Annotated in this window: 31 protein-coding genes and 1 pseudogene; 4 read left to right on the top strand and 28 right to left on the bottom strand. The window is 28.0% G+C overall.

The features are described from left to right. Window positions 1–111: 111 nt before the first annotated feature. The 9 genes and pseudogenes from ACTNAO_RS10715 to ACTNAO_RS10675 all read right to left on the bottom strand — a co-directional run. Window positions 112–255: pseudogene (locus ACTNAO_RS10715) on the bottom strand (FAD-dependent oxidoreductase); the annotation flags it as partial. Between the two features lie 103 nt (window positions 256–358). After that, window positions 359–889: a MerR family transcriptional regulator gene (locus ACTNAO_RS10710; protein ID WP_441027708.1), complete on the bottom strand. Its 531-nt coding sequence runs from the start codon at window positions 887–889 to the stop codon at window positions 359–361. 56 nt (window positions 890–945) lie between these two features. Next, window positions 946–1275 carry a hypothetical protein gene (locus ACTNAO_RS10705; RefSeq protein ID WP_441046163.1) on the bottom strand — a complete coding sequence of 110 codons (330 nt, stop codon included), beginning with the start codon at window positions 1273–1275 and terminating at the stop codon, window positions 946–948. A gap of 86 nt (window positions 1276–1361) precedes the next feature. Then, the gene (locus ACTNAO_RS10700; RefSeq protein ID WP_441027706.1) at window positions 1362–1523 is read right to left on the bottom strand and encodes a hypothetical protein; all 162 of its coding nucleotides are present in this window, start codon (window positions 1521–1523) and stop codon (window positions 1362–1364) included. 157 nt (window positions 1524–1680) lie between these two features. Beyond that, complete coding sequence (locus ACTNAO_RS10695; protein ID WP_441027705.1) at window positions 1681–2862, bottom strand: M20 metallopeptidase family protein; 1182 nt, start codon at window positions 2860–2862, stop codon at window positions 1681–1683. A 56-nt stretch (window positions 2863–2918) separates the two neighbouring features. Next, the gene (locus tag ACTNAO_RS10690) at window positions 2919–3533 is read right to left on the bottom strand and encodes an MBL fold metallo-hydrolase (protein WP_441046162.1); all 615 of its coding nucleotides are present in this window, start codon (window positions 3531–3533) and stop codon (window positions 2919–2921) included. Further along, entirely contained in the window at window positions 3517–3669 is a 153-nt protein-coding gene (locus tag ACTNAO_RS10685) for an HAD hydrolase-like protein (protein WP_441027703.1), read from the bottom strand. Before ACTNAO_RS10685 ends, ACTNAO_RS10690 begins: the two co-directional genes overlap by 17 nt. Next, window positions 3666–3881 carry a hypothetical protein gene (locus ACTNAO_RS10680; RefSeq protein ID WP_441027702.1) on the bottom strand — a complete coding sequence of 72 codons (216 nt, stop codon included), beginning with the start codon at window positions 3879–3881 and terminating at the stop codon, window positions 3666–3668. Before ACTNAO_RS10680 ends, ACTNAO_RS10685 begins: the two co-directional genes overlap by 4 nt. 5 nt (window positions 3882–3886) lie before the next feature. Beyond that, the gene (locus ACTNAO_RS10675) at window positions 3887–4228 is read right to left on the bottom strand and encodes a MarR family transcriptional regulator (RefSeq protein WP_441027701.1); all 342 of its coding nucleotides are present in this window, start codon (window positions 4226–4228) and stop codon (window positions 3887–3889) included. A gap of 98 nt (window positions 4229–4326) precedes the next feature. On the opposite strand from ACTNAO_RS10675, the gene ACTNAO_RS10670 reads away from it, so the two are divergent. Then, window positions 4327–4701 carry a hypothetical protein gene (locus ACTNAO_RS10670; protein ID WP_441027700.1) on the top strand — a complete coding sequence of 125 codons (375 nt, stop codon included), beginning with the start codon at window positions 4327–4329 and terminating at the stop codon, window positions 4699–4701. Window positions 4702–5185: 484 nt separating this feature from the next. Here ACTNAO_RS10670 and ACTNAO_RS10665 read toward each other — a convergent pair whose 3' ends face one another. The 7 genes from ACTNAO_RS10665 to ACTNAO_RS10635 all read right to left on the bottom strand — a co-directional run bounded on the left by ACTNAO_RS10665 (window position 5186) and on the right by ACTNAO_RS10635 (window position 13816). Continuing rightward, a complete protein-coding gene (locus ACTNAO_RS10665; protein ID WP_441027699.1) occupies window positions 5186–6700 on the bottom strand; it encodes a hypothetical protein in 1515 nt (504 codons plus the stop codon). 140 nt (window positions 6701–6840) lie between these two features. After that, window positions 6841–8520, bottom strand: coding sequence for a recombinase family protein (locus ACTNAO_RS10660; RefSeq protein ID WP_441027698.1), 1680 nt, complete (start codon window positions 8518–8520; stop codon window positions 6841–6843). 440 nt (window positions 8521–8960) lie between these two features. Beyond that, a complete protein-coding gene (locus ACTNAO_RS10655; protein ID WP_441027697.1) occupies window positions 8961–11579 on the bottom strand; it encodes a hypothetical protein in 2619 nt (872 codons plus the stop codon). A gap of 175 nt (window positions 11580–11754) precedes the next feature. After that, entirely contained in the window at window positions 11755–12651 is an 897-nt protein-coding gene (locus ACTNAO_RS10650; protein WP_441027696.1) for a hypothetical protein, read from the bottom strand. Between the two features lie 244 nt (window positions 12652–12895). After that, window positions 12896–13069, bottom strand: a complete 174-nt coding sequence (locus tag ACTNAO_RS10645) for a hypothetical protein (protein ID WP_441027695.1) — start codon at window positions 13067–13069, stop codon at window positions 12896–12898. Continuing rightward, window positions 13069–13260, bottom strand: coding sequence for a hypothetical protein (locus tag ACTNAO_RS10640; RefSeq protein WP_441027694.1), 192 nt, complete (start codon window positions 13258–13260; stop codon window positions 13069–13071). Before ACTNAO_RS10640 ends, ACTNAO_RS10645 begins: the two co-directional genes overlap by 1 nt. 232 nt (window positions 13261–13492) lie before the next feature. Then, entirely contained in the window at window positions 13493–13816 is a 324-nt protein-coding gene (locus ACTNAO_RS10635; RefSeq protein ID WP_441027693.1) for a helix-turn-helix domain-containing protein, read from the bottom strand. A 121-nt stretch (window positions 13817–13937) separates the two neighbouring features. Here ACTNAO_RS10635 and ACTNAO_RS10630 point away from each other — a divergent pair, with 121 nt between their 5' ends. Both ACTNAO_RS10630 and ACTNAO_RS10625 read left to right on the top strand, forming a co-directional pair. Beyond that, window positions 13938–14060: a hypothetical protein gene (locus tag ACTNAO_RS10630; protein ID WP_441027692.1), complete on the top strand. Its 123-nt coding sequence runs from the start codon at window positions 13938–13940 to the stop codon at window positions 14058–14060. 51 nt (window positions 14061–14111) lie between these two features. Then, complete coding sequence (locus tag ACTNAO_RS10625) at window positions 14112–14606, top strand: zinc-ribbon domain-containing protein (RefSeq protein WP_441027691.1); 495 nt, start codon at window positions 14112–14114, stop codon at window positions 14604–14606. Between the two features lie 47 nt (window positions 14607–14653). Here the strand turns inward: ACTNAO_RS10625 and ACTNAO_RS10620 are convergent, their stop codons facing one another. The 6 genes from ACTNAO_RS10620 to ACTNAO_RS10595 all read right to left on the bottom strand — a co-directional run bounded on the left by ACTNAO_RS10620 (window position 14654) and on the right by ACTNAO_RS10595 (window position 16994). Beyond that, window positions 14654–14962, bottom strand: coding sequence for a hypothetical protein (locus ACTNAO_RS10620; protein WP_441027690.1), 309 nt, complete (start codon window positions 14960–14962; stop codon window positions 14654–14656). A gap of 37 nt (window positions 14963–14999) precedes the next feature. Then, window positions 15000–15149: a hypothetical protein gene (locus ACTNAO_RS10615; RefSeq protein ID WP_441027689.1), complete on the bottom strand. Its 150-nt coding sequence runs from the start codon at window positions 15147–15149 to the stop codon at window positions 15000–15002. Between the two features lie 109 nt (window positions 15150–15258). After that, complete coding sequence (locus ACTNAO_RS10610) at window positions 15259–15837, bottom strand: hypothetical protein (RefSeq protein ID WP_441027688.1); 579 nt, start codon at window positions 15835–15837, stop codon at window positions 15259–15261. A 35-nt stretch (window positions 15838–15872) separates the two neighbouring features. Then, complete coding sequence (locus ACTNAO_RS10605; protein WP_441027687.1) at window positions 15873–16184, bottom strand: DUF960 family protein; 312 nt, start codon at window positions 16182–16184, stop codon at window positions 15873–15875. 70 nt (window positions 16185–16254) lie between these two features. Then, on the bottom strand, window positions 16255–16440 hold the full coding sequence (locus ACTNAO_RS10600; RefSeq protein WP_441027686.1) for a hypothetical protein: 186 nt from the start codon (window positions 16438–16440) through the stop codon (window positions 16255–16257). 239 nt (window positions 16441–16679) lie between these two features. Next, complete coding sequence (locus ACTNAO_RS10595) at window positions 16680–16994, bottom strand: hypothetical protein (protein WP_441027685.1); 315 nt, start codon at window positions 16992–16994, stop codon at window positions 16680–16682. Window positions 16995–17396: 402 nt separating this feature from the next. Here ACTNAO_RS10595 and ACTNAO_RS10590 point away from each other — a divergent pair, with 402 nt between their 5' ends. Continuing rightward, complete coding sequence (locus ACTNAO_RS10590; RefSeq protein WP_441027684.1) at window positions 17397–18464, top strand: HNH endonuclease; 1068 nt, start codon at window positions 17397–17399, stop codon at window positions 18462–18464. Between the two features lie 24 nt (window positions 18465–18488). On the opposite strand, the gene dcm is transcribed toward ACTNAO_RS10590, so the two are convergent. The 6 genes from dcm to ACTNAO_RS10560 all read right to left on the bottom strand — a co-directional run bounded on the left by dcm (window position 18489) and on the right by ACTNAO_RS10560 (window position 26195). Continuing rightward, window positions 18489–20162, bottom strand: coding sequence for a DNA (cytosine-5-)-methyltransferase (dcm, locus tag ACTNAO_RS10585; protein ID WP_441048071.1), 1674 nt, complete (start codon window positions 20160–20162; stop codon window positions 18489–18491). A gap of 310 nt (window positions 20163–20472) precedes the next feature. Next, the gene (locus tag ACTNAO_RS10580; RefSeq protein ID WP_441027682.1) at window positions 20473–22134 is read right to left on the bottom strand and encodes a recombinase family protein; all 1662 of its coding nucleotides are present in this window, start codon (window positions 22132–22134) and stop codon (window positions 20473–20475) included. A gap of 301 nt (window positions 22135–22435) precedes the next feature. Continuing rightward, window positions 22436–22792: a hypothetical protein gene (locus tag ACTNAO_RS10575; RefSeq protein WP_169105902.1), complete on the bottom strand. Its 357-nt coding sequence runs from the start codon at window positions 22790–22792 to the stop codon at window positions 22436–22438. Window positions 22793–22936: 144 nt separating this feature from the next. Then, the gene (locus tag ACTNAO_RS10570) at window positions 22937–25435 is read right to left on the bottom strand and encodes a hypothetical protein (protein ID WP_169105903.1); all 2499 of its coding nucleotides are present in this window, start codon (window positions 25433–25435) and stop codon (window positions 22937–22939) included. 262 nt (window positions 25436–25697) lie between these two features. Next, window positions 25698–25877, bottom strand: a complete 180-nt coding sequence (locus ACTNAO_RS10565) for a hypothetical protein (protein ID WP_441046160.1) — start codon at window positions 25875–25877, stop codon at window positions 25698–25700. A 168-nt stretch (window positions 25878–26045) separates the two neighbouring features. Further along, window positions 26046–26195, bottom strand: a complete 150-nt coding sequence (locus ACTNAO_RS10560) for a hypothetical protein (RefSeq protein WP_169105904.1) — start codon at window positions 26193–26195, stop codon at window positions 26046–26048. Between the last annotated feature and the right edge of the window lie 204 nt (window positions 26196–26399).

Genomic DNA, 26399 nt, shown 5'->3' with positions numbered 1-26399 from the left:
TCTTTATTGTTTAATTTCTTATACATAAAAATCCTCCTGTAAAATCATTATTCACTTAATTTTACAAGGAGAATCATAATTTATGTAGACGTGAAATCTTTGACGGTTACGATCTTGTGATATACATTCTAAGAACTTTAGAGGGTTAAATTGTGCTTGATTATTAAACTTTACAGCACCATTTATTTTAAATGGTAAATTAGCTTCCTTTACAAATTGTGCATCAATCTTAAGCTTTTTAGCAGCCTCACATTCTACATTAATCTTACCAATTTCTTTTAATTCCATAATACTTACCTCCTAGATACTTATCCTCAAAAAAATAATAAACCCTCACAATATGTGAGGGTCAACAAATTTATTTTATTGGAATTTGTATCTCTGTAAGATACTCATCTGGATTTTTAGTATTACCTGCACCTATATGACATATTTGCCTAGAGGGAGCTTCTGCCATATGTTCATCAAAGTAAGTAGGAATTATATCTCTAATTGATACTATGTTTAATTTATCTACTTTTTTAAAGTTTATATTGCAATGCATTTTCAGACTATTTCTATTTATTTCACTAATAGCCTTATCAATGTTTTTTATCCTATTTTGCTCCATGGCAATCTCTTTTTGGATTTCAAGCTTCTTCTTTTGTAACTCATTAGCTATATTTACTTCTTTATCTTCAATCATTATTTTTTTGATTTCTTCTGTTGAAAATCTTGAATCTCTAAGTAATATAATTTTTTGAAGCATGGGTATTTGACTAGCAGAATACATTCTATAACCAGTAAATTTGTCTGTTTCTGCAGGCTTTAATAATCCCTTTTCATCGTAATATCTTAACATCCTTATAGATACTTGAGTTAATTTTGAGAATTCCCCAATACGAAACATAATATCCTCCTTATGTTGTACAAACAAACTTTGAGTTAAACATTCTACCTTATAATTTATGATTTTGTTAATAATCTTTTATATGTTAAATCAATCATGAACGCCCCTAGTGGAGCAGTTAATAAAATTGCTACAACAGATACTGTAAGTACAATATTTCCACAAGACAATCCCATTGCAAGTGGCAGTCCTCCTATTGCAGCTTGAACTGTTGCTTTTGGAGTATATGCTAACATACAAAAAAATCTTTCTTTCATATCTAATTTAGTTTTTAATAAACAAACAAATACGCCTATCATCCTAAATAATAAAACACCTATACACATAACACCTATAAGTGATGCAAATGGAATAATCATTGAGTATTTGTCTTCAATAGTTACCATAATAAATACCATACATAATAATATAATAACTTTAGATGTATCTCTAATATGAATTTTTTCAAAAAACTTCGCTAAAATATACCCTACTAAATATCCAGCATCACCATTTGCTTATTTGGCTTAATTTCATCAATAATTCCTTTATACATAAACTTATTTACACGATTCATACCCCATGTCATTATTTTTCCAACAATTCCTGTAGGATTTCCACATTGTTTTCCTAAATATTCTCCAAGTCTGCCCATGTTTTCACCTCTAATTTGTTATCCCAAAACTTTTATTAATAGTGTTATTTATAAAAAATCCCAAAAAATAGTAGCATCGAATTGCAAAGAGATGCTACTATTTTAATTATCTATATTTCTAATTTATATTATATCAAACTTTAATAAAATAAACATACTAATTGTTTCTTAACCATGTAATAGCACAATATGTATGCATAGCTGCACCAGTAACTAATATATCTTCATTAAATACCACCTTTGGATTATGCATTGCTTCACCATATAAAGAATTTTCTTGCTTGGTGCCAGCACCTAACATAAGATAAACACTTGGTACTTCATATGAATAAGAGGCGAAGTCTTCTGATCCCATTCCTCCACTTTCAAATAATACAACTGATTTTTCACCTAATAAATCCTTTAAATATGATGTAACTTCTTTAGCTAGCTCAGTATTATTAGTTAATGGTGGAACTGATGATAACTCTATTAACTCAGCTTCACCTCTAAACATCTTAGCTGTAGATACTACTATGTCATTTATTCTACTAAATATAAATTCTCCAACCTCTTTATCTAAACTTCTAATAGTTCCTTCCATTATAACTTCTCCAGGTATTATATTAGGTGCTTCTCCCCCAACAAACTTTCCTATTGTTACAACAGCAGGATTAGTAGCAGATATTTCTCTAGAAATTATTTCTTGTAAAGACATGTATATATGTACTGCTATATTTATTGGATCTACTCCTAATTCTGGCATGGCTCCATGACATCCAGTTCCTTTTACAATGATTCTAAATCTATTACATCCAGCTATGCTTGTTCCTAAGCCACATAATACCATATTTGAAGGTGTTCCAGAATGAACATGCATTGCCATAGCTGCATCCACCTCAGGATTTTTAAGTACTCCTGACTTTATCATTTTTTTAGCCCCTGTAAATCCCTCTTCATCTGGTTGAAATACTAACTTTACTGTTCCATTTATTTTATCTTGATTTTGCTTTAAAAGTTTAGCTGCACCTAAAAGCATAGCTGTATGCATATCATGCCCACATGCATGCATAGAACCATTATTGGATTTAAATTCACATTCAGTTGCTTCCCTTACTGGTAGTGCATCCATATCCGCCCTTAATAAGAATGTTTTTCCTGGTTTACTTCCTTCAATTGTAGCAACAATGCCACTTTCACATATTTCCTGTGGATTATATCCAAACTCCTTCAATTTATCTATTACATAAGCCTTTGTTTTTGGTAATGTTGCACCCACTTCAGGATTTCTGTGAATAGTTCTTCTAAAAGTTACTAAATCCTCTTTTATTGCTTTAGCTTGATTCATAATTTCATTCATAATAACACCTCGCTTATAATTTTATCATGCCTTTCTTTATAAAAAATATACAATTATCATATACATATCTTTATATTTACATTTTCATTATATATTCCACCATGATAACAAATTACTTTTTCAACATCATATTTCATTAATTTTTGAATAGACTTTATATTTAGTTCATTATCAAAATTTAAGTTTTGATTTTCTCTACAAAGTATACCATCATTAATGCAAAAAATATCTCCTGCAATTAATGTCTTCCACTGTTTAAAGTATAAGCAGATATGTCCATGAGTATGACCTGGTGTATGAATAACAATTATTCCACCACAATAAGGTAATTCTTGTCCATCAACCAGAGTTTCATCTATATTTACTCTATTTTTTTCAAAGCCAGCTTTTAGCATGTTGTATGCTACTTTCATGTTATCAGGTAAAATTTCTAAATTACTTTGAAGTTTAGCAAGTTTAACAGGAGTCCTTTCACCATTTATATATACTTTTTCCTCCTCATGAGAAAAAGTTTTAATGCCTTCAGGAACCTTTTTTAATATGTCACAAACATTTCCTATATGATCAATATCCTGATGTGTGAAAATTATTGTATTCAATTTGCTAAATTGCAGTCCTTCTTTCTCAATTGCTTCATAAATTTGATTAAACACACTAAGTATTAATTTCAAGCTTCTCAAAATCTTGAATAAATTCATCTTTGGTTTTAGATGTAACAATACCTAACTTATAGCCAGATGATAAAAGTGATTTTAAAACAACCTCTATATCCGGGAAAATATTTATTTTATCTCTGAACTCATTCATATTTTCATTCCAAAATAGCTGCTACTTCCAGAACCACATGCATAACTTATATTAATAATAGTTTCTTTGGTGTTTAATAACATAAAACATGCTTTTTCTATACGATAATTTTTTAAGTATTGTACTGGAGTTATATTTACAGAAACCTCATTTATGATACGGTTCTCCGTAACATACACAAATGATACTATATTTATCACTTTATTATGCATTTTTGCTACTCTAGACAGTTACTTAATGCATTTTTCTCTGCTAAGTCATATACCATATCTTCCAATTGCTCAACGGAATAATCATTTAACTTTATTTCTTTCTTTTTACTTTTATATATTGAATCTGGGTTTATTTCAATTATTTTTTCATTCAACAATTTCTTTATAGCTTTAGAAACTTCTGATTTACTTAATCCTAACTCCTCACTTAATTGTTTTTGATTAATTATTCTATATTTTTTAGTACTTAATTTGTTTAATATATATAAAAACACCTTATACTCTTTAGTTTTTAAGTTGAGCAATGCTATATATTGCAAATATTCTAATAATTTATCTTTTTTCATATTATCACCCTTTATTTTTTGTTTCCTATTTGGCAACTTATTGAAATTTTTATAGAATCATTATATAATCATATTATCAAAATACAAGGAGGATTTCAATGATGAATAAATTATTAAAATACCATTTAACAAAAGGTCTTACTGATTTCTATAGATTTAAGTATGATGATGCTAAAAAACGCAATACAATTCTTTCTTTATTAGTAAGTATTAGACCTTTCATAGAAGCATATCAAAGTTATACTAACGATTTTAAAGGAGACATATTAGACCTAAACTATTATCCCTTAAATGCTTTATATGGTGACTGCTCTAAAGTTCTTCATTTCAAATCTGAACTAAACTTAGTATTTACTCAAGAATACTCTCCTAAAAGATTAAAACATGATTTGAAAATTCTTTCAAAAGCTGTACTTGGTAAAAGAACTTATTCTAAGATAAAAAATAAAGCAAAAAATATCTTTGTTTGCTAAATTCTACTGTAATTTTGTGCTAACCAAAAAAAGGAGTATTACAAACACTCCTTTTTACTTACTTCTAACAATCATTTCAAAAACACCACAAATTTGATTACATACAAAAATTGTTTTATCCTTTATTTGCATTATTTATGCCATTTTTATAGAATTGCATCTTATACTTTTCAACTTATCTTATATAATTCAACCTATTAATGCCTAATTTTTAACTCATTAATAATCTCTATCACTAACTTATGATAAGCTGAATCTTCTTCTTCATCAAAAATAGCAGTTCTATCAATTTCAAATTCATTTACAACTATAGTCATATTAATCAACCCATGATATTATTGATGTATACCGCTCCAATTATCCCAGAACAAAAATCTATTCTAGCTTTTTTTATACCATATTATTATATTTTTTAATATAATCCTTTTTTTCAATATTACTGGCTTTATAGTTTTTTCAATCTCTTATAGAATCCACCAAGTCATTACAGTCTTAATGATTCATACCATTTTCTATTTGTCCTTATATCTTCTCTTTTGTCATTAACCGGTATTATCTCTATATTATTTTTACTACTTAGTCTTAATCTGTCTTGAAATTCTGTTTTTGCTTTTTTCTCATTAAATTCATTACAGTAATACAGAATTGTTAATTTTTTACCGCTATCTTCAATTAATTCTCTAAACATTCCATTTATATGCCCATCATCAGCATTAAATCCAAAGCCACATATACATATAATATCTGCCTCTTCAAATTGTTTATATAACGAGACATATCTTTCTGACATTTTTATAGATGTTAGTGGTTTTATCCCACTTTGCGTGAACAAAAATGGTACTACTATGTGCTTCCTATCCTCATTATCTTCTAATGATACAATTCTATTTAGATACGGGTCATAATAATCATTAACACAACCATTTAAATATGATACTTTTTCTTCTATAACTTCTTCAATGAAAGTATTATAATTAGTAGTTCCTACCCCATTAATTTCTGCAATCTTTTTTATTTCTAATATATCATGATAGTATCCATCACCTTGATTAATAGTTTCTCTACATGTTTCTGCTATTCCTGTTATATATCTTCTAACTGTGTTTAGAAATATTACTATTTTACTAAATTTCCCCCAATCAGTTTGTGGTGTATAAATATATCTCCAATTCATATCTATTAATGTTTGATAATCTAAAGCTCTTGAATATATATCTTCTAATATTTCAAAACCAAAGTTTATTAATATTTCTTCTTGGCTTTCGACTTTGCCTACATTGCTGCTTTTTTCATTTATTATCATATCAAGACCTTTCATCCCTGTATTTTTATAATCCAATGTAAATATAGCACCTAAATCATCAAATACATCTATACTATCTGGACTCTTTTCAAATATACCATCATTTAGATTATGTGTTAATTGTTCTCCTAGTGAACCAATTAGCAGTTCCAAAATAGCTCTTATAACCTCCTTAATACAGTATCTTAGCTTAGGTTCTATACCATCAATTTGCATTATTTTTAATAATGCTGAAAAATAATCCGATTCAAATAAATCATTGTCTCTTTGCTCAAATATTTTATTTAGCTTTATCTCTTTTCCAAATGTATGATCACCTATATTTTCACCTAGTAATCCTTCTATAATATTATCTATATTCACTCCTTTTTTATTCGATCTCTCTATGATATTATGTACATTATCATCAAAGTGACTAAAATATTCAAGAATTTGGTTTCTTTTATTTTCTAAACTTCCTTTAACCAGTGAATCATATTGTCCTTTCGTAAACGCTGTTATGTTTTTATTTTCTAAATTATCTGGTAACCATTTTGCATAGCGTGATTCATAATCTATTTCTCTTAGTTGTTTTTTAAAATTTTCTTTATCTTCATTAGTATTCATTCTAAATATGTCTAGTGCAAATTTTCCTCCAGAAGGTAACCCATAGGAATATTCTGCTCCTGCTCCAAAAAATAATGCTATTTTTTTCATAAGATATACTCACCCACTTAATTTACATTTTTTGTATGAGTATATTATACCATATTTTTCTTGTGAATATTGTTTATTCTATTATATCTCCCTTAAGCAAAAATGAAGTAGCAATAAAATGATTATTACTACTTCATTCTTTATAGTGATATATTTAATCTTATATTTTCTATTCCAAGTTTACTTAGTCCATCTGAATAAGGTATTTCTTTAATTTCACACTGATTGTCTTGTTTCAAGTATTCTAACAATTCATCATTTATCTTTATATTTATGGATTCAATATTTTTTGTTTCATCAACAGTTATCTCCTTAATAAGCATATGCAATAAGCTCTTTTTCTCTTCTCTTGAACTACAATTTTCTAGTAAAGTATTAAAATTCATTAATACACTTCTTACAAATTCTGCTGATATTTCTTCTCCATAATCATTTTGTAGTTCTTCTAATATTTCTTTTTTTGTTTCCATTAGCATGTCGCTTTCATTATTTATTTCTTGCTTTCTTTGAGATAGTTCCTCTTTTGTTATTAAGTCTTCTTCATATGCTTCAAAAATCTTTCTTTTCTTAGCATCATTTCTTTTTAATAAGTTATCTATTTGGCTTATTTTATTTTTTAAAGGTGTAACATTGCTTTTTCGTTTCTTATTGATTTTTCTAACTACATCATTAATTAACTTATCATTATTAAGTAATCTTGATAGCTTATCAAATACATACTTATTAGCTTTATCACACCTAATTGAGTTAGAGCCACAGACAGCAGAACCTTTATTCTTCCAATTACCACAGCAATAATATGCTACTCTTCTTCTTGTCCCATCTTTTCTAATTTTACCAACTGATCTCATTATTACCATGCCTGCTCCACACTTAGGACATTTTAATAACCCTGTCAAAGGATATTCCCCATCATATATTCTTGGTGGTTTACCTTTTTTGCTATTAAGTATTATTTGAACTCTATTCCATGTTTCATCATCAATTATTGCCTCATGGATTCCATCTACTAAAATAGGGTTAGGATTTATATTCCTTCTTCTTTTTTCATTCCAATTACGTCTAACATTATATCTAACCTTTCCTATATATACTGGGTTGGTTAATATGTCTCTTATAGAACCTACTGAAAAGTTATTACCTTTTTTAGTCTTGTATCCAATCTTATTAAGTTTATTAGTTATATTTTTATATCCATTTCCCTTAGCATATTCATTGAATATAAATCTTACTATTTCTGCTTCTAGTGGATTGATTGTAAGAACATTCTTTACTCTTCCTTGAACATTTTTAGGGGTTAAATCATATCCAAGCACCCTGCCTCCACACCATTCTCCAGCTTTAGCTTTAGCACACATTCCCATTTTCACATTTTCAGCTATAGTATTTCTTTCAAATTCACCTATCAAAGCCATCATTTGCATTTGCATTTTCCCTGAGGGTGTTGTATTTTCAAAAGGTTCTGAGTATGATTTAAACTTAATATTATTTCTTTCTAATATGTCTACTATTTTTAATACATCAGCTAACTTTCTGCTTATTCTATTAATCTTCCATACAAGTACCATATCAAATGATTTATTCTCAGCATCTTTTAATAATTCAATTAACTGTGGTCTGTGTACTATATCTTTTCCACTTATCCCTCTATCACTGTAGCAGTTATAGATTATATATCCATTTGCATTACAGTAATTAGTTAATAACTGTTCTTGTTCATCTATACTATAACCATTTTCGCTTTGCTCTGTGGTAGATACTCTAGTATAGATTGCTGCTCTAATATTATTAGCATCCGCACTGTCTTCAGTATAGCTCATTATTAAACCTCCTTATATTATTTTTATACAAGGATATAATATATATTTATTATTTATAATTATTACAATCAATACAATATCACTTTGTTTTCTCTATGTTACTATCATTAGTTTTATTTACTTTCTTCGCTTTTTCATTGATTTCTTGTTTATCTATAATATCTGCTAATACCTCTATTAAAATATTTATTTTATTCATTATGTTTCTATCTCCTATTAAAGAATTACTTACCTTTAAATACTTCTTTTTATGTATCTTTTTATTTATATTTTTTCAAAATATGTATTAATATCTCTAAAAGCTGTTATATGTTTAAATCATCCGCTATTCTAATAATATTTTGTGTGTTTAAATTTTCGTAATATTCTAATAATTCATCCGAAAAAAATTCATCTTCTATATTGTTATTAATTTTCATTTATTATCACCTCAAAATTATTTATACAATATCTTTCCAAATCCTAATTATTCTTCCTTTATTAAGATTTGCTTTTTCAAATATTATATTATTTTCTAACAAATTTGATTTAATCTCTGTTATTCTTCTACTTAATACTTGTGGTTCTTTAGGCCATTTATTTATTCTAGTATCAATATGTATTTCTTCTGCTACATGATCTAATTCACTTAATAGTTCATTTGCAGTTCCTTCAAATTTACCTTCTTTCTCTATGTATGCCATTATTGCTTGAAGAACTGGATTCATCTGAATTACTTGTTCATTGATAATTTTCATACTTTTATTAAGTATTCTTGTTATTTCATCTTCTTCTACATCAATCGCCTTTCCAATTGCATAAGCATATTTACCAAAATCGGCCAACCTTTCTATGTTCTCATTATCTATAATATCAACATAGCTAAGCATCTTTGAAGAAATACTGAATAGAACAGCTAATATCTTAGATAAATCATTTCTAAAATCTTCATCGATTCTTTCTTCAGTTTTTCTATCCTTGGGTTGAATTCTTGATACTTCAATTAATTTGCACCTATCCAACAAGTCTGGCTTACTAACAATTGCTCCAATACCATTAATAACTAATGGATTATCTAACAAGAAAACTTTTTCTTCATCATCAGAATATAATGCTCTAGTTACATAACTCCCCTTAGTACTAATAAGACATATAAAGTCACTCATTTGTTTTGGTATAGAGTCTAAATTATCAAATGCTAATAAATAAGATTTACTACAAAGTATTGCAAAATCTCTCTCAGTTTTAGGTAATGATACTACATCCTGTCTACTTGGATCAATTATCTTTTTTATATATCTTGTATTTATAGTTTTACCAGAACCTTTTTCACCATAAAAAATTAATATTGGATGTGCAATCCCTTTAATAATACTTGTAACTAATAAGATAATAAAGAGAATTTCATCATCTCTATCTTTTATTCTAAAATGCTTTGTAATTATAGATATATCTGTATTTCCAAAAAAATTTTCATCTGGTACTACTTGTGATGATGTATTTAATGTTCTAATAAATATTGGTTCTTTATGATTTATAAGTTTTATTTCATCTTTATCTATTCTAATAATTTCATTTTTCTTATTATCTAAGTCATAATAAATTACTTTTTCTCCATTTTCTATTTTCATTGAACATCTTTTAAATAGTTCTATGTTTTCTTCATTAATTATTGCTTCCGAAATCATTGCTATGATAGCTTGTTGAATACTTTCTTTATTAGGTATACTATTATTTCTTTCTCGATATCTATAGCTTATTATGGCTTTATATCTCTTAGAATCAATTTTCAAAACTTCACAACCTTTATCAGAATTTACAGCAACATATTCATCTCCATTAAAATCGCAGAAAAATACATCACCAGCATCTTTTGCCATATTAAAGATTTCATCTGCTTTCGATATTTTTTTGAAACTATCCTTATTATCAGAATCATTTTTCTTTTGTTGCTTATGTTTTTCATTATATTTTATATCATACATATCTTTTAGTTTTTCCCAGTTATTGTTCTTTTGTTTGCATTTATCATGCAAACAACTAAAGTATACCGTACCGTCATCATTATAATAAATACAGGTTCCCTTATCTTCATCATGTTCATTAAAAGGACATTTACTAAGTACTATTTGATAACTTTTATTCTCTAGCTTATTTATGTGACTAATTTCTATACCAACTCTATCTAATTCTTTTATCAATTCCAATAATTTATGTTCATATTTGATTTTTTCATCTTCTACTTTCTTCTTCGTCTTTTCAATATTACTTGAAGTCTTATTATCTTCAATATAATGTTGAATTTTAGAAGTTTCTGTTATTTCTATATTATTAGGGTTATGAATAATATGAGATCTTCTATATGGATATTCTTCAGAATCTTTTCCTTTTACACTTATGGTTCCATATAATTTAGTTATTCTTGCAGCATTAAATACTGTAATATCTACATTAATTAAATTGTCATTATATTTCTTAGCTAAAGTTTTCAAAAATGCCTTCACAATATTTTTGCTTTCTTCATTATTTTTCATATCTACCCTAAAAAGAATATGAACTCCATTTCCTGACATTGCTATTATAGGTTCCCTAAATTGATAAGAATCTCCAATCAATTCTTCAATAATTAAACTAGCTTTACTTAATGCAGCTTTAACTTGTTCGTCAGAAGCTGGAGTATTAGCTTCTCTTACAGGATCTAAATCAATTAGTATAAATTGTCTTCTTTCAATGTCCATATCTTTTATAGCATTAGAAACTCTTACTAGTTGGTTGTTTGCTTCTCTAAATACAGGATTTAATCCAATATAAACATTAGCTTTACCATCATATTTTCTTATTTCACTATTAGCTCTTAAAGGACTATCAAATATTCCTGAATATACTTTATTTTTATATAATACTCTAATTTCTACTCTTTCTTTATTTCTTGAAAATAGTTTGAAATTATTAATATTCTTCTTTGAATCCATAGGCCCAAAACTATCTTTGTAAAGTCCTTCTTTTTTTTCTTCATTTATTCTTTCAATAATTCTTTTTATTGTATTATTAACTTCTTTAATTATTCTTTTTATTGCCATTTCTTTACACTCCCTTTTCAATGTTTATCTTGTAGGCATCTATTGATGCCTACAAGCTGATTATAATTCAATATGCATCCCAAATGCACATCTCATTTATATATCTACTTTTCTTAAAAAAACCTGGAGCGTAGTATTGCCAATTATTATTCCTAAAATTTACATTTTACAATAACTATATTATTCTCTCTGTTTCTCTTTTTTTCTTAATATTTCTTACTATTCTTAAATACTTCTTTTTTAATTCTAATTCATCTTCTAAATATACATTCCTTTCAACAATTTTCTCAATTTTGGGTCCAAAAATAAACTTGAAATCATTATTTTTAGCAATTATAGACTCAATATCTAAATCCTTTTCTGTTACAAAAACTAATTTTTCTAACTTATTATATATTTTTGAAATAAACTCTTTTTTATAATTATTTACGACTTTTCTATTTCCTACATTTATATTTTCCCCTTTTGCATTTAATATTAATTTAGCTTCATTACTAACATCATATTCTGATAAAAAATAATTACTTTCATAATATTGCCACCTGCCTTCTTCATTTAGCACTTCGCATACAGCAATATTTACATTAATTCTTTCATTCTTTCTTTTGTCTTTTTTGTATCTACAATCCACAAATTTTGCTATTTCTATATCAACTTCACCAAATTTATAAAAATAGATTCTTGCTACATTCGCTTCTTTTTTTAATGATTTTAAAAGCTCTTCATAATCTAATTCTTTATAATATAACTTTAAAATTTGATTCACTATTGATAACCTAATTTTTTTACCCATTTTTTCCTCAATACACATTTGTAATCTTTCACCATTCCATTTTCCATCCTTAAATCCATATGCTATTGCATTACTAGCCAACATTGTCTTTATTTCACTTATTTCTTTATCTGTTAACTTATTCTTTATATTAATATCTTTAATACCTGATTTTCTTATATGATAATTAACACTTCCTATTCCTAACCAATCAATTATTTCTTCCTTGGTCATCTTCTTATTCATATATGCCTCAATAACCTTACTTCTAGTATCTAATCTAGAAATGTTTTTTTTCATTTTTTCTCCTTTCTAATTAGCAAAAATATTGAAATAATCGAAGTGTCGAGATATTTCTTGCTAATTATTCAAATTTTATATCTATTTAATTATCATGAAAACATTGCAATATTAGTGTTAACTTTTTCTGAAAAAGCAAAAAAAATGCATCTGAATCTACAAATGCATTTTTTTATCTTTTTTATTTATTCCTAATCTTATCAACCTTTTCTGAACATATTTTCCAAGCCATTATCCAAATTGTTTATCCTTCTAGTAATATTTTATTTTTATATTCAAGGTTAATCCCAGCCATCTGGAATATTTCTCTATTAACATTTACAGTAAGATTTTTTTTAGCTCTTATTTTTTTTGTATTTCTATCATGCCATATATTAAGAAGTTTTTTTAATTCATTCTTATATCTAGTATCAATCATTATTTTTCCACCTTTTTTATTGAATTTATATCAATCTTAAAAAAGTCTAATATTTGTAAAAAAGTTTTTCTTTTTGCTGCATAATATGAATTAAACATACTTTGCCCTCCCTTTGTTGATATATTAATATCACCATTTATTTCTTCAATAAATAAGTCAATTAAAAATTTTCTTAATGACATATATTTCATTTGTTTACCCCCTTCTTTTATGTATCTTCATAATTAACTATATGTATATAATATTTAGTGAAGGGTTATTATATAAAATTGATGAAATGTCTTAATTTATCCTTATACTGTCCAACAAAAAATAATCTTATCAATATGCATATTATAATATCAAATAATTTTCTTCTTCAGTTTTAACTTTTTAAAAATATCAATAAAAAAATCATTTGCCATTGAATAAACAAATGATTTTCTACTTTTCCTCTTTAAACTTTAATGTTGATTCTATTATTGTATATATCCATTCCTTCTCATTGCTAGACATATTATTTACTAAATTAATTATTTTCTTAGTATATATATCCTTATTATCATCACTACTAAAAAAATCTTCTAAAGTAATTCCTAGAGCATTGCAAATTTTGCTAACTATTGTTATCGTGGGATTCTTTTCACCTCTTTCGATTTGACCTAGATAAGCCCTAGTTATACCCGACTTCATTGCAAACTCTTCTTGTGACAAATTATTTAATTCTCTAAGATACTTAATTCTTTTACCAACTAGATTATCACTCATATTAATACCTCTTTACGATATATAATAAAAGATTGATTTTTTTCTTTCAACATGATATAATTTACATATAGTGATAATTATAGTTGTCATTATATATTATGGTTTTAAGGGGGAATTTATTATGTCAGATTCAAAGGTTTTCAAATTAATTGATGATGTAACCATTGAAATGGTTGCTAATGGGGTTGAATGCTTTTTACATGACAAGAAGAACCTTCATGCTGAATGCGTTAAGACAACTTAAGGTTACTTAGTTCAAGCCAAACAAGAAGAGAGTTGGAAGAAATTTGTTGGTATGGATACAGCTATTCAAGTTCACTTTATACCTACAGGCGATATGGTTTCTGTCCAAATCGGTTCTGGTAAATGGGTTGATAAAGCTGGCGCCGCTGCTGCCGGTATGATTGTATTTGCTCCATTAGCTGTTACTGCAGCTATAGGTGCTTGGAATCAAAAAAAATTGCCTGAAGAAATATTCAACTTTATTGAGCAATTTATTATGTCTGGTGGAAAAAATGTTTCAGTTGGTTCTGGGAATGTTGTAAATAGCGGTGAGGTTTTATGCCCTAATTGCAATACTCCAAACCCTTCTAATAGTAAGTTTTGCATTTCTTGTGGTTCAAAGCTAACATTAGAGTGTCCTAATTGTGGTAAGCCTATTCCTCAAGGGGTTAAGTTTTGCCCAGAGTGTGGTGCCTCAACTGTAGTTAAACATACTTGTCCACAGTGTGGAACTGAGATTTCAGATAGTCAAAAATTCTGTCCAGAATGTGGTACTAAAATAGAATAAGAATTTCTAAGACCTAACCAATATTGCTGATTAGGTCTTGATTTTCTTTATATTGGTTTGTCCCCTGTTATTATTACCACTGCATAGTCATCACTTATAAGATATACTGTCTTATAATACCCTGTTGATTTTATTGCTTCTGAATATTCTGCCACTGTTCCTTTAATAACTTTCTCTTCTAGATTTCTTATATCTTTTTCATTTTCTACTATTACTACATAGCCTCCTAAGTCAGTTATTTTTCTTTTTACTCCATATTCCTCATCTAGAACATGAATTACTCTAGAAATTTCGTCTTTTACCGGTTGTACTATGTTAACTTCCTTTACTTGCTCTTCCCTCCAAATTATTTTCATTCTTACTTTCAACCTCCCTGGGTATTAATAATTGATATTAAAAGAACTTATCCACTATTTTTTCCACATCCTTTATATCAACTCCATACTTCTTACTACTTATTAGTATTGCTTCTAATTTTGTTACTCCTTGACTTAATAGTTCTAGGACTAGTGCTATTATTTTAATAACTACTTCATATGACATTCTTTTATCTTACCTTTCATTTTTAATTTTTACTATTGTTGCTATTATAGTAACTGTAACAGATACTGTTCTTAAAACTTTTTTTAGTGATATCATCTTACCATCCTTTCTATAGATCATCTCCAGCTATTAGTACATACTCTTTATCACCTACTAATATTTCTTTTCTAAGATACACATCTATTAACTCATCAATGTCTGATTCATTTATTAATTTTCTTTTAGCCTCTTCTCTTGATGTTTCATTTACCCAAAATTCTATTATTTCATCCTTAGTAAACACCTTATCTATATAATCTTTGTCTGCTAGAAGCTCTTCCATTTGATCCGACAAGAAATCTCTAAGGTTTTTATCTTGCTCATAGATTAAGTATTTATCATTTATCATTACATAACCATTTTCTCTTAATCCATAATAATAGTCTTTTGCTTCTTGTATTGATATGTTACTTTGTAGATTTTCTTCTCCTATAACTTTATATAAAGATAGTTCTTCATCTGTTATACCTTCACTTGAAAGTCTTAACACTTGTTCTATATTGTCTATTTCATCTACTGCTACCCCCTTCACCTCCATTGTTTGAAGAAAATTCTGAATCATTTCTTTTTGGTTATCAGATATTGATTTATATTTATCTGCTAATCTTTTTACTTCATTAAAGAATACTCTATTTAGTATTTCCGACATATAGTTTATACCTCCAGTGATTGTTGTTTTCTTTTTTAATATTCCTCTGGTAGAAGCATTGTTGAATATTCTCCACTATCTATGACATAAACTTTATCTTTAGTTAATTTAGTAGAACTCTCTATTGGTATTTGCTTCTTAAGCTTATATCTAGGAACTTCTTGACTTTGCTCAATAATAAAACTATTGTCACTATTCTTTTCAAATCTAAATATTTGTAAATAATCTAGTTTTACTTTTTCCTCTACCTTTAATTCATCTATCATTTCCCACATTATATATTGTAGTCTTATATCAATCTCAGCATTTACACCTTTAGTTACATATCTTCTATCTTTCTTGAACATATTTTCCTACCTTCTTTTCATTCTTAAATGAATAAAAGTCTTAATTACTACATCAATAGCAATTAAGACTTTATATCTTACTTATTTCTTGTTTTAGCATTGTTATGAATTCCTCTGAGAACACTCTATTCTTTATTGATTCTTTTATTAAGTCTAGTAGTTCTAATTCAGTTACATCTAAGCTTCTTGGAACGTAAATATCATCACCTCTTACACTATCTTTATATAATGAGAATCTTATCTCATTCCTCTTCATTGATTTAATGTAGATCTTCTCTATACAGTATGTATAATCTTCATCCTTTACACTAGCCTGTTTTAGAAGATCACAATATTTAGTGCTTTTTATGATTTCCTCTTCAATCTTTTTAGACGTACTACCACCTCCTTTTTCTTAAATCCACCTGGAAATTTCTTCATCAGCTTCTTTTAATGCTAGTAATCTAAAAAGTTGAAAGGACTACTACCTATATAATAGTACAGGTAATAGTCCTCTTAGATTAGACTTCTATAAAATTCTTCTGTTGGATTTTCATTTTCTACTAGTAGAGTTAGCTTTTCATGCGTCTTATTATAAAATGCATTATCTTTAGCATATTTAATTGCTTCTTCATATGTTAGTTCAAAAATGTTATCTACTATACTATAGTAGAAGTCATAGTTTAGTACTCCGAAGAAATACTTAATAGCTTCTTCATATGTCATTCTTGACTGTTCTTCTAGGTCACATTCCTCATCAGTATAGTATCCATTTTTATCATTCCATTGAAGAAATTTTGTTATACTAATACGTTGTTTATCCTTATCCACATATATCCCCCCCTTCCGACAAAGTGATCATTTATCATTGTTATAATATATACTTATTTTAGTTTTAAGATACACTACATTTTCTATCATCTTATACTTTTCATTTATAGAGGTATTTTAAATCCTTAATCCCCCTTTTATAGATAATTCTTATTTATAACAGACTATTGGATACTACACAACCCGATTATTTCTATTTTCGGGTTATTATCCTATTTCCATTTTATTAATCAGTTAACAATAGTGCTTATTATTTTCTAATTTATCAAAAATTCCCGCATATTTTTAAAAATGTTGTATTTTTTGGAATAATATGTTGATTATTTTCGGGCTAAGCTGTAAAATGAACTTGTATTAATACTTAACTTAAATGTAATAGCTATTATTCATAAGGAGGTTTTTATGTTATATTTTGATAATGGTAAAATCAGACTAAATAATAGACAGTACACTATTCAAACTTCAGCCCTTTCAAACATTGTTGATTCTTTTGTTGCTCCAAGCAATAAAGTAGGCAATGGTAGTGGAGAAGCTCGTTTATATGTTTCTTCTCAAAGTGTATCTCCTATATTCAACTTCAATCCAAATATTAGTCCAATAAATAAAGGCAATAAGTCTTACATTGCTTGCAGTCATCCTTGCTTTTTATCAAGGGATAATTTATTTAAATACATGGAAGATGCTGAGATTGATTATTTTTCACCCAATAATCATTATCGCAAAGATCTATCTCTACTATATAATGATAGATTGGATTTAATTTCTGCACTACCTGATGAAATTTACTTTCATGTTTATAATCAAAATGGGGCGTTAGATTCTTCAAGATTTTATATAGGTTCTGTGGATGATGCTTGGTCTCTTATTAGAGAATTATCTCTTCCAAAACTTACTTGTGTTACAATTTATAAATTAATAAACGACTCTGACCCTTCAGATATCTTATATTATTTTGAATTGAACCATATTAGTAATCTTTCTCATCCTCTAACCTATAGTAGGAACCATCTTACTTCTACCTTAACAACTGAGATTTCGGATCAGATACAAAATGATACTACTATATCTAAAACAGAAAGAGAGACATTAATTACTTCAAGATTAGGTCAGGGTAAGTTTAGGTTAAATGTATTGTCAATAATGCCGCAATGTCCTTTTACTGGAATATCAGAGCCTTTCTTACTTAGAGCAAGCCACATAATTCCATGGGCATGTTGTTCTAATAATCATGATAGGTTAGATGGCTATAATGGTCTTACTCTCACTCCAACTTATGACGTTCTATTTGATAAGGGATATATTTCTTTTACAGATAACGGTCAATTAATGGTTTCTCCATTTTTACCTAATAATATAAGGCTGTCTTTAAACCTTTTTGAAGGACAAGTATACAACATCAATAATATTAATGGTGCTCGAAATATATACTTAGAATATCATAGAAATCATATTTTCAAAAGTAAAGAATAGCTAATACAAGCTATTCTTTACTTACTACCCAGTAACACAAAATTCAATTTGCTTACTTATAAAATTACTACTATCAGATTTATGCTCATAGTTAGCTCCAGTTATGATACTAGGTAGAGCTTTTATTATTTCACTCATTATAGCTATCAAAACATCAACCACTATAGAGTTTCCAGCTTGTTGGTATGCTTGGGTATCCGATACAACAATTTTAAAACTGTCGCAAAAGCCCATTAATCTTAAACATTCTCTTGGTGTTAATTTTCTCAATCTTCCATCAGTAGTAACATAGTTATCCACTCCTGCTCTATGCATTTTATGCATTGTCGTTAACAGTGGTCTAGCAACATCTAAATCTATTTCAGGCTTGGAGTAGAAATTCTTAGTCCCACTAGCCAAAACGTATTTTCTAACCTTTTCTGATAGAAAATACTTCTCTAAATCATGCATGGTTTTTTCTTTATCTTTGTTTTCTTCTTCAAATACAAAGTCTCCATGCCAATTGAACTGTTGGTTTTTCTTTTGACATAATTGGATATCACCATCTATTTGCGTCCATCTCTTTTGTATATTTTTACTATCTGTAACAAACTTAACACCCTTTTTATTTAGATAATACTTACCTGACACATTATCCAGTAAGTAGTCTTTCATTGTTTTATCCAGCTTTACCTTCTTAGGTTCTGAAAATTCCTTTTTTAATTCTAGGTCATTTCTGAATCCAACAACAAATATTCTCTCTCTATTTTGAGCTACTCCATAGTCTTTACTATTTAAAACCATAAGCCTCCAGGTATATCCTAAATCATCAAACACTTTACTCATTACATCCCATGTTTTACCGTTGTCATTGCTTAATACAGCTTTTACATTTTCATATATAAAGACTTTAGGTTGTATTTCTTTTACTAGTCTTGCATATTCATAGAAAAGAGTCCCTCTAGTATCTTCTAACCCTCTTTGTTTCCCAACTGTAGAGAATGATTGGCATGGGCTACCACCCACAAAAAGATCAACCTTATCTTTATATTGAGTCCCATCTATAAACGATACATTCCAATGAAAATCTTCTTCCTTTATATCATAATTCGCAAAATAACTTTTTTTAACATAATTAGATTTTTCCTTGCCTTTATACAATTCATCAACGTACTCTTTTTTCTTTTTGTAACTTTTTATTTTCTTTAGCTCTTCATGAATATGTAGGGTCTCTACTTTTTCATTAAGCATATTTAGCTGTACTATTAATTCTTTTAATTCTTTTACTATTTTATTTGTATCTACTTTGATTTGTTTGTATACAACTTTATTACTATCTTTTTTCGATAGTTCTATTATTACTGCTCTATCGATTTCTTCAATATTACCTTCTTCGTAATTTTGAATAATCTTGTTTATATCTTTCCTTACATTTTCATCTTTTAAATTATTTAACACTTCTTCTACATCTAATTCTATTGATTTACACTTTTCCTTTAATTCATGTATCTTCTTTTCTACTTTGTCTATATGTTTCTCAATATCAGTTAGATACTCATAGCTTTCTTCAATATCACTGTCAATATCCAGTCTATATACAACTTTCTTTATCCTTATTATTTCATTGTTTATCTCATTAAAATTAATACCTATTTTCCTTTTAAATATATCCACATCTCCATTATCAGATGCGAAAACTATTTTATATTCTATGCCCATTCTTTTTAGCGCATGTTCTATTGCACCAATTCCACTAAAAACAGTTGCAAGTTTTAACATTCCTACACCGCCTCTTTTTATTATAGCCGATTTATTATATCATATTTAATTATTAGTTTGTAATCATATCTTTATATTTATTATAAAGAACTTACGTTCCCTTGTAAATCCCTTAGCCTGTACTTATTTTTATTAGTTATTAAAGGGTCTATCGCATTTACTTATGGTACGGTTCTCCGTATCAGTACTAAGTGAGGTTTTTCCATACTTTAACTTTGTTATTAATTATCCTCTATATCACTTACTTTGTCTATATTATAATATTTAAACTTAATGAAGTAAGCCCAATATTTATTAATCCAAAAGAAGAAGGAGTACCTTTTACAGATACTCCTTCTTCCTTACTTAGATAATCTACTAAATTATCATCTATTTTAATTTTTATTGAATCTATTTCTCTTAGCTCATTAATTGTTATTTCTGATATTATCATATGTAACAATTTCTTCTGTTGCTCTCTGCTTATGTTGCCATTTAAAACTTTACTGAAATTCTCTAATATACTCTTTATATATTCATATGGTATTTTTTCATCTACTTCATCTGAAAGCATTTCAAGTAATGGTTGCTTTTGCTCCTGAATCTTCTTTGCTCTTTCATTTAGTTCTTTCTTCCTATCTTGAAACTCTTCTTTTGTTAGTATATCATCCTCATAAGCTTCAAATATTTTATTCTTTTTCTTTTCTATCTTTTCTAACTCTTTTTCAAGCTTTTCTAACTCCTTCTTAGCTGGATTTATTCTTTGAACTCTTTCCTTATTTACATTAGAAACTACTGTTTTAACCATTTTTTCATTAGTAAACAACTCTGATAACTTATTAAACACATATTCATTAGCTTTATCACATCTTATTGAATTAGAGTTGCATACTGCTGTACCTTTATTCTTCCAGTTACCACAAGAATAATAAGCTATTCTTTTCTTAGTTCCATCAACCAAAGTATTAGTAGTTCTTGATATAACCATTCCAGCTCCACACTTAGGACACCTTAATATTCCCGTTAATGGATACTCTCCATCATATATTCTTGAAGGTTTTCCTTTCTTGCTTTCTAAAATAGCTTGTACCTTATTCCATGTATCTATATCAATAATTGCTTCATGTATTCCATCAACTAATATTGGATTTTCATTAATATCACGTCTCCTTTTCTCTGACCAATTTTGCCTTACATTATATCTAATTTTACCTATATACGTAGGATTAGTTAGTATATCCTTAATTGAACCTACTGAAAAATTATTGCCTTTCTTAGTCTTATATCCTAGCTTATTTAACTTATTAGTTATAGCTTTATATCCTTTTCCATTAGCATACTCATTAAAAATAAATCTTACACTTTCTGCTTCTTCCTTATTTATTACAAGTATAGTATCCTTTCTTTTCTTATTTAATGAATCTTTAACCTCTTCTAAATCATATCCTAGTAAAACATTTCCGTTCCACTTTCCATCTCTAGCTCGAGCACACATACCCATTTTTACGTTTTGAGCTATTGTTCCTCTTTCCAATTCACCAACTGCTCCCATCATATGCAATGAGAATTTTCCCATAGGAGTTTCTGTTTCAAATTGCTCTGAATATGACCTAAAAGCTATTCCTCTTTTATCAAGCATATCTACAATCTCTAACAGATTTAGCATATTTCTTGCAACCCTGTTAATCTTCCATGTAAGCACAATCTCAAACTTACCCTCATCTGCATCTTTTAATAGTTCTTTTAATGCTGGTCTATTCTTAATGTTCTTACCACTAATTCCTCTATCTGAATAGCATTTATAAATCTCATATCCCATCTTATTGGCATATTCAATTAATAATCTTTGTTGTTCATCTATACTATAACCTTCTTCAGCTTGTTCTATTGTTGACACCCTGCAATAAATTGCTATTATCTTTTTCTTATTCATAATAATCTCCTTTTCCTTTACTTTGATAAATATTGAAGTTCCTAAAATTATCTTAGGAACTTCTTATCAGTTTAATAATATATATTTAATCCAATGAGTAATTCCAGTTTTACTTATACTTCAATCACTTCAATATTTTCAGTTTTAATTAGTGTTTTACACCCCTCTACCTTTTTATTGTAATCTTCTCTTCAGTATTCTCTGATAGATAATTTAATATTATTTCTGATATTACATCAATGATTTCATCTACTTTTTTCTCTCTATCCATGTCCATCTTCTCCTTTGTTATTTATGTATATTAAGCTACTTTTATTGATTCATTAATTACATGATTTATCCATGAACTTGATTCACAGAAACTTATTATAGGTATTTCATATTTAGTAATAACATTAGCTAACTCTGCTACATAATCTTTATCTATATCATCTATTGACCATATAAGAAGATTATCAATGCTTCCCTCTTTTATCTCTTTAATAAGTTCTATCATCTTACTACATTTTTTATATTCATCAACAAAAATATTTACTGTTTCTTTATTGTCTTCAAGCTCATATTTTAGCCATTGTAATCTTCCATAACCTGTTTTTAGGTTTTCTAACTTATTCTCTTTTCTTATGTAAATGCTTATTTTTCCATTGATATTAATCATTTGACTTTCCTCCAATTTAATTAATCTGAAAATATCGACATTATCGAAGTATTGAACCACGATAATGTCATTAATAAATTAAAAATCAATTACTTCTGATTCTGCTTGTATAAAATTAGCTATATCTGATATTTCCGTTGATGATTATCCACTAATAAGTTCCTTAGGACTTTTACGGATTTCAATTTTCCTCCCTACACTAGTATTGCTTGTAGAAAATGTTATGCCCTCCATAAGAAGATTAGATTTTAATTCATTTAACCTTCTACTAAGTACATTAGGTTCTTTTGCCCATAACTTTGATTGAATATCAATCTTTTCATCTTCTGCAATGGAGTTTAACACTTCTAATAATCTAGATGCTGACCCTTCAAAATGCTGTGTTTTTTCCATTAATCTAATAATTGCTGTTGCAATTGGATTGGAGCTAACGGCTTCATCATTAGCTTTATATTGATTATTAAGGTAGGCTTTTAAAAACTTTTCTCCACCAATACCACAAGCTTCTGCTATTGCATATCCCCATCTAGTAAAATCAGCCATTCTTCCTAACTTCTTTAATTTCACGTTAGGATAAATAGTTAAAGCTTTTGATATCGTACTAAATATAGCTCCTAACATTTTAGGTTTATCTCTGTTGAACTCTTCCCATACTTCACTTTCTTCCTTTCTTTCATCCTCTGATATTCTTTCAAGTCCTAAAAGTAAACTTCTATCTAGTAAATCTGGTCTTGTTGCCACAACATTTATTCCATTAAGAATTACTGGCACTTTATACTCATATATATTCTCCTCGTCATCTGTATAAAGCTTTCTTCTGCTAAATCCTCCCCCTGTAGCAGCTGTGCATAATATGTCGCTCTTTTCTGCCGAAATACTATCTATGTTATCAAAGCATGGTAAGTAATTATTATGTAAAACTAATGATAAATCTGTTGCACTCTTAGGCATTGATATTACATCTCTTGCTGATGGGTCAACTATGCTTCTATCCATTCTCATGGTAGTTGTTTTTGATGCTCCCTTTTCGCCATGATAAACTATTATTGGGTTTCCTATACTTAAAAATTTAGTAACAGTACTAACCGTATGTAAAATTTTATCTTCATCTGTCTTAAATCTATAATGTTTATTAATTATAGATATGTCATCATACTCTTCTGGTAAAACCTGTGGTTTCATTGTCTTACGTCTTGTAAATAATATTTGTCCACTATTATCAATCTTCCAACCTTCCTTAGTAATTTTTATGAACGACCATTCCTTATCACCTAGGTCATAATAAATAGCTCCATCTCTTTCCGTACACCTTTTAGCTACATTAATCTCTTCTCCATCATATTGAGCTAAAGCCTCTAATACACTTACTGCTTGATTAATTGAATCTTTAGATGGAGCTTTTTTAGTTTCCTTGAAAAATCGCTTAACTAAAAAAGATTTATAGTCCTGTCCATTAATTTTAAGTACTAACGGATTTCCTCCTCTCTTTATAGCTACATACTTTTCATTTAATTCATCATGGAAAAACTCATCTTCTTCCTTCATTGCCATTTCAATCATTATATCTGCTTGGCTTTTCTTCTCCTCTTTAGGATTAGTTTCAGAAACTTTAGATTTTTTTCTTTTGGCTTTAGGCTCATAAAGTTCTCTTAGACTTTCCCAATTTTCCTCTGAACAACTATCATGATGGCATATTGCACTAATCCCTCCATCTTTAAATTGGGTTACTGATGCTGATGTATCCGTATGATTACAATTCCAAGGACATTGTTTTAATACATGACACTTTCTATCACCTTCCTCTTTTATCCTATGTATCTCTATTCCATGCTTATCTAGCCATTCCTTAACATCAAATTCACCTTGAATTTTACTAGTATTATTTTGCTTTTTAGCTTGAGTTTTATTTTCCTTCTTAGGCATAAGCTCTGCTATTTTGTTTATTAAAGCTTCATTTACTACCTCAAACTTTTCTGGTATTTCTACAATCTTTGACCTTCTATGAGGTCTGCCTTCAATGCTATCTCCTTTACAAGCAATAGTTCCATAAAGCTTGGTTATTCTAGCTGGATTATAATTAGTAGTATCGACTTTTGCTTTCTCTGTACTGAATTTATTATCTAACACTTGTAAAAAAACTTTTATATTTTCAGTTACTTCCTTAGTATTAGGTAAATCTAACTTGTACAATAAGTGATACCCATTTCCACTACATGCTTTAACTGGCTGTGGAAATTCGTTATCATTTAAAAACAACTTAACTTCCTCAGCAACTTTATTAGCATATTCAAGTTCTTCATCAGTTGATGAAATTCCTGATGCTCTGCATGGGTCAATATCAATAAGTAATAATTTTCTTCTTATAATATCTGAATCTGATGTAGTATGTTGTGCATAATTTAGTAACCTATCCTTTGCTCTTGCCATTAAATCATCTGAAAAAACATTAAGTGTGAAAAAAATATTATCTACACCATCATGTTCTTGAATATCACTTAAAAGCTTGTCCTTATCAATATAGTATCCACTTCTAGTTCCTTTTTTTGTTTTAAGCATTCTAACCTCTAATGGAATTTCCATCTTTTCTAAAACTTTTAACCCTTTCATTACTTCTTCTCTTAATTCTGAATTTCTACTAATCATTTTATTTCCTCCTAAATCTTTGTAATCGTTTACTAAATTGCGTAGTATAAATCGATTCGCAATCTTTCCCTATAAATAATTTTGAATTTTTATTTATATTTATTCATAGCTAGCTTTGTTTTATTTACTTTATATTTTGTATTATACCAATATTTTTTTATATGTAAATACCCTCAACCCTTTGTATATCAAGGGTTACACGTATTTTAATTCACTATTTTTCAATTGCACTCATCACCCTCAACCCCAAGACTTCCTGGCATCAAAACCTAAGCAAATTTTTATGCCTGGATTTCCTTGCTCTTAACCCTATCCCCCTCAATCCATTGATTTTACTTGGTTTATAGCCACTTTCGCCCTTATGTATTTTATCCCCATTTGCATATTTATACTTAAATCTCTGTAATTTTTGCATAAATATTTTTTTATTTATTTTTTTCACCTCTTCCTACTTGTACATAAAATATCGTTATTATCGTTATATGTATAATACGATAGCAACGATATCTTTCTCTCTTATAGTAAAAAAAATACCCTCCACTATATTATCCTTGTAAAAAACTCACTTAATATTTATATAAAATTTAGTAAATATTAAGTGAGTTTTTAATTAATTTATATTCTTTATTATCTTCCTTATAAAACTTTCAGATACTCCAACCATAGCTGAAGCTTTTTCTACTGCTTGACTTTCTGATAGCCCACTAGCTATTAGTTGTAATACTAAACCTATTATCTTCAACACTGTTAATATATCCATTTTAATACTCCTCTGCTAAAAGCATTATATTATACTCATTCTCATCAATTATGAATATCTTTAAATCTTCTTCTATTAAACTACCTAAATTATTGTTGGTGTCAATATAAATTCCCCGAAAAAGGGAAAGAAAATTCCCCACCTTTGGGTATAATTAATTCAAGATTATTTTTTTATAATCCATTTAATTTTTCTTGTCGTTGT

The sequence above is a fragment of the Clostridium sp. HCP1S3_C6 genome (assembly GCF_052066735.1).
GTDB lineage: Bacteria > Bacillota > Clostridia > Clostridiales > Clostridiaceae > Clostridium.
Note: the sequence above shows the minus strand (reverse complement) of the source record. Positions and strands in the feature narration are given on the sequence as shown.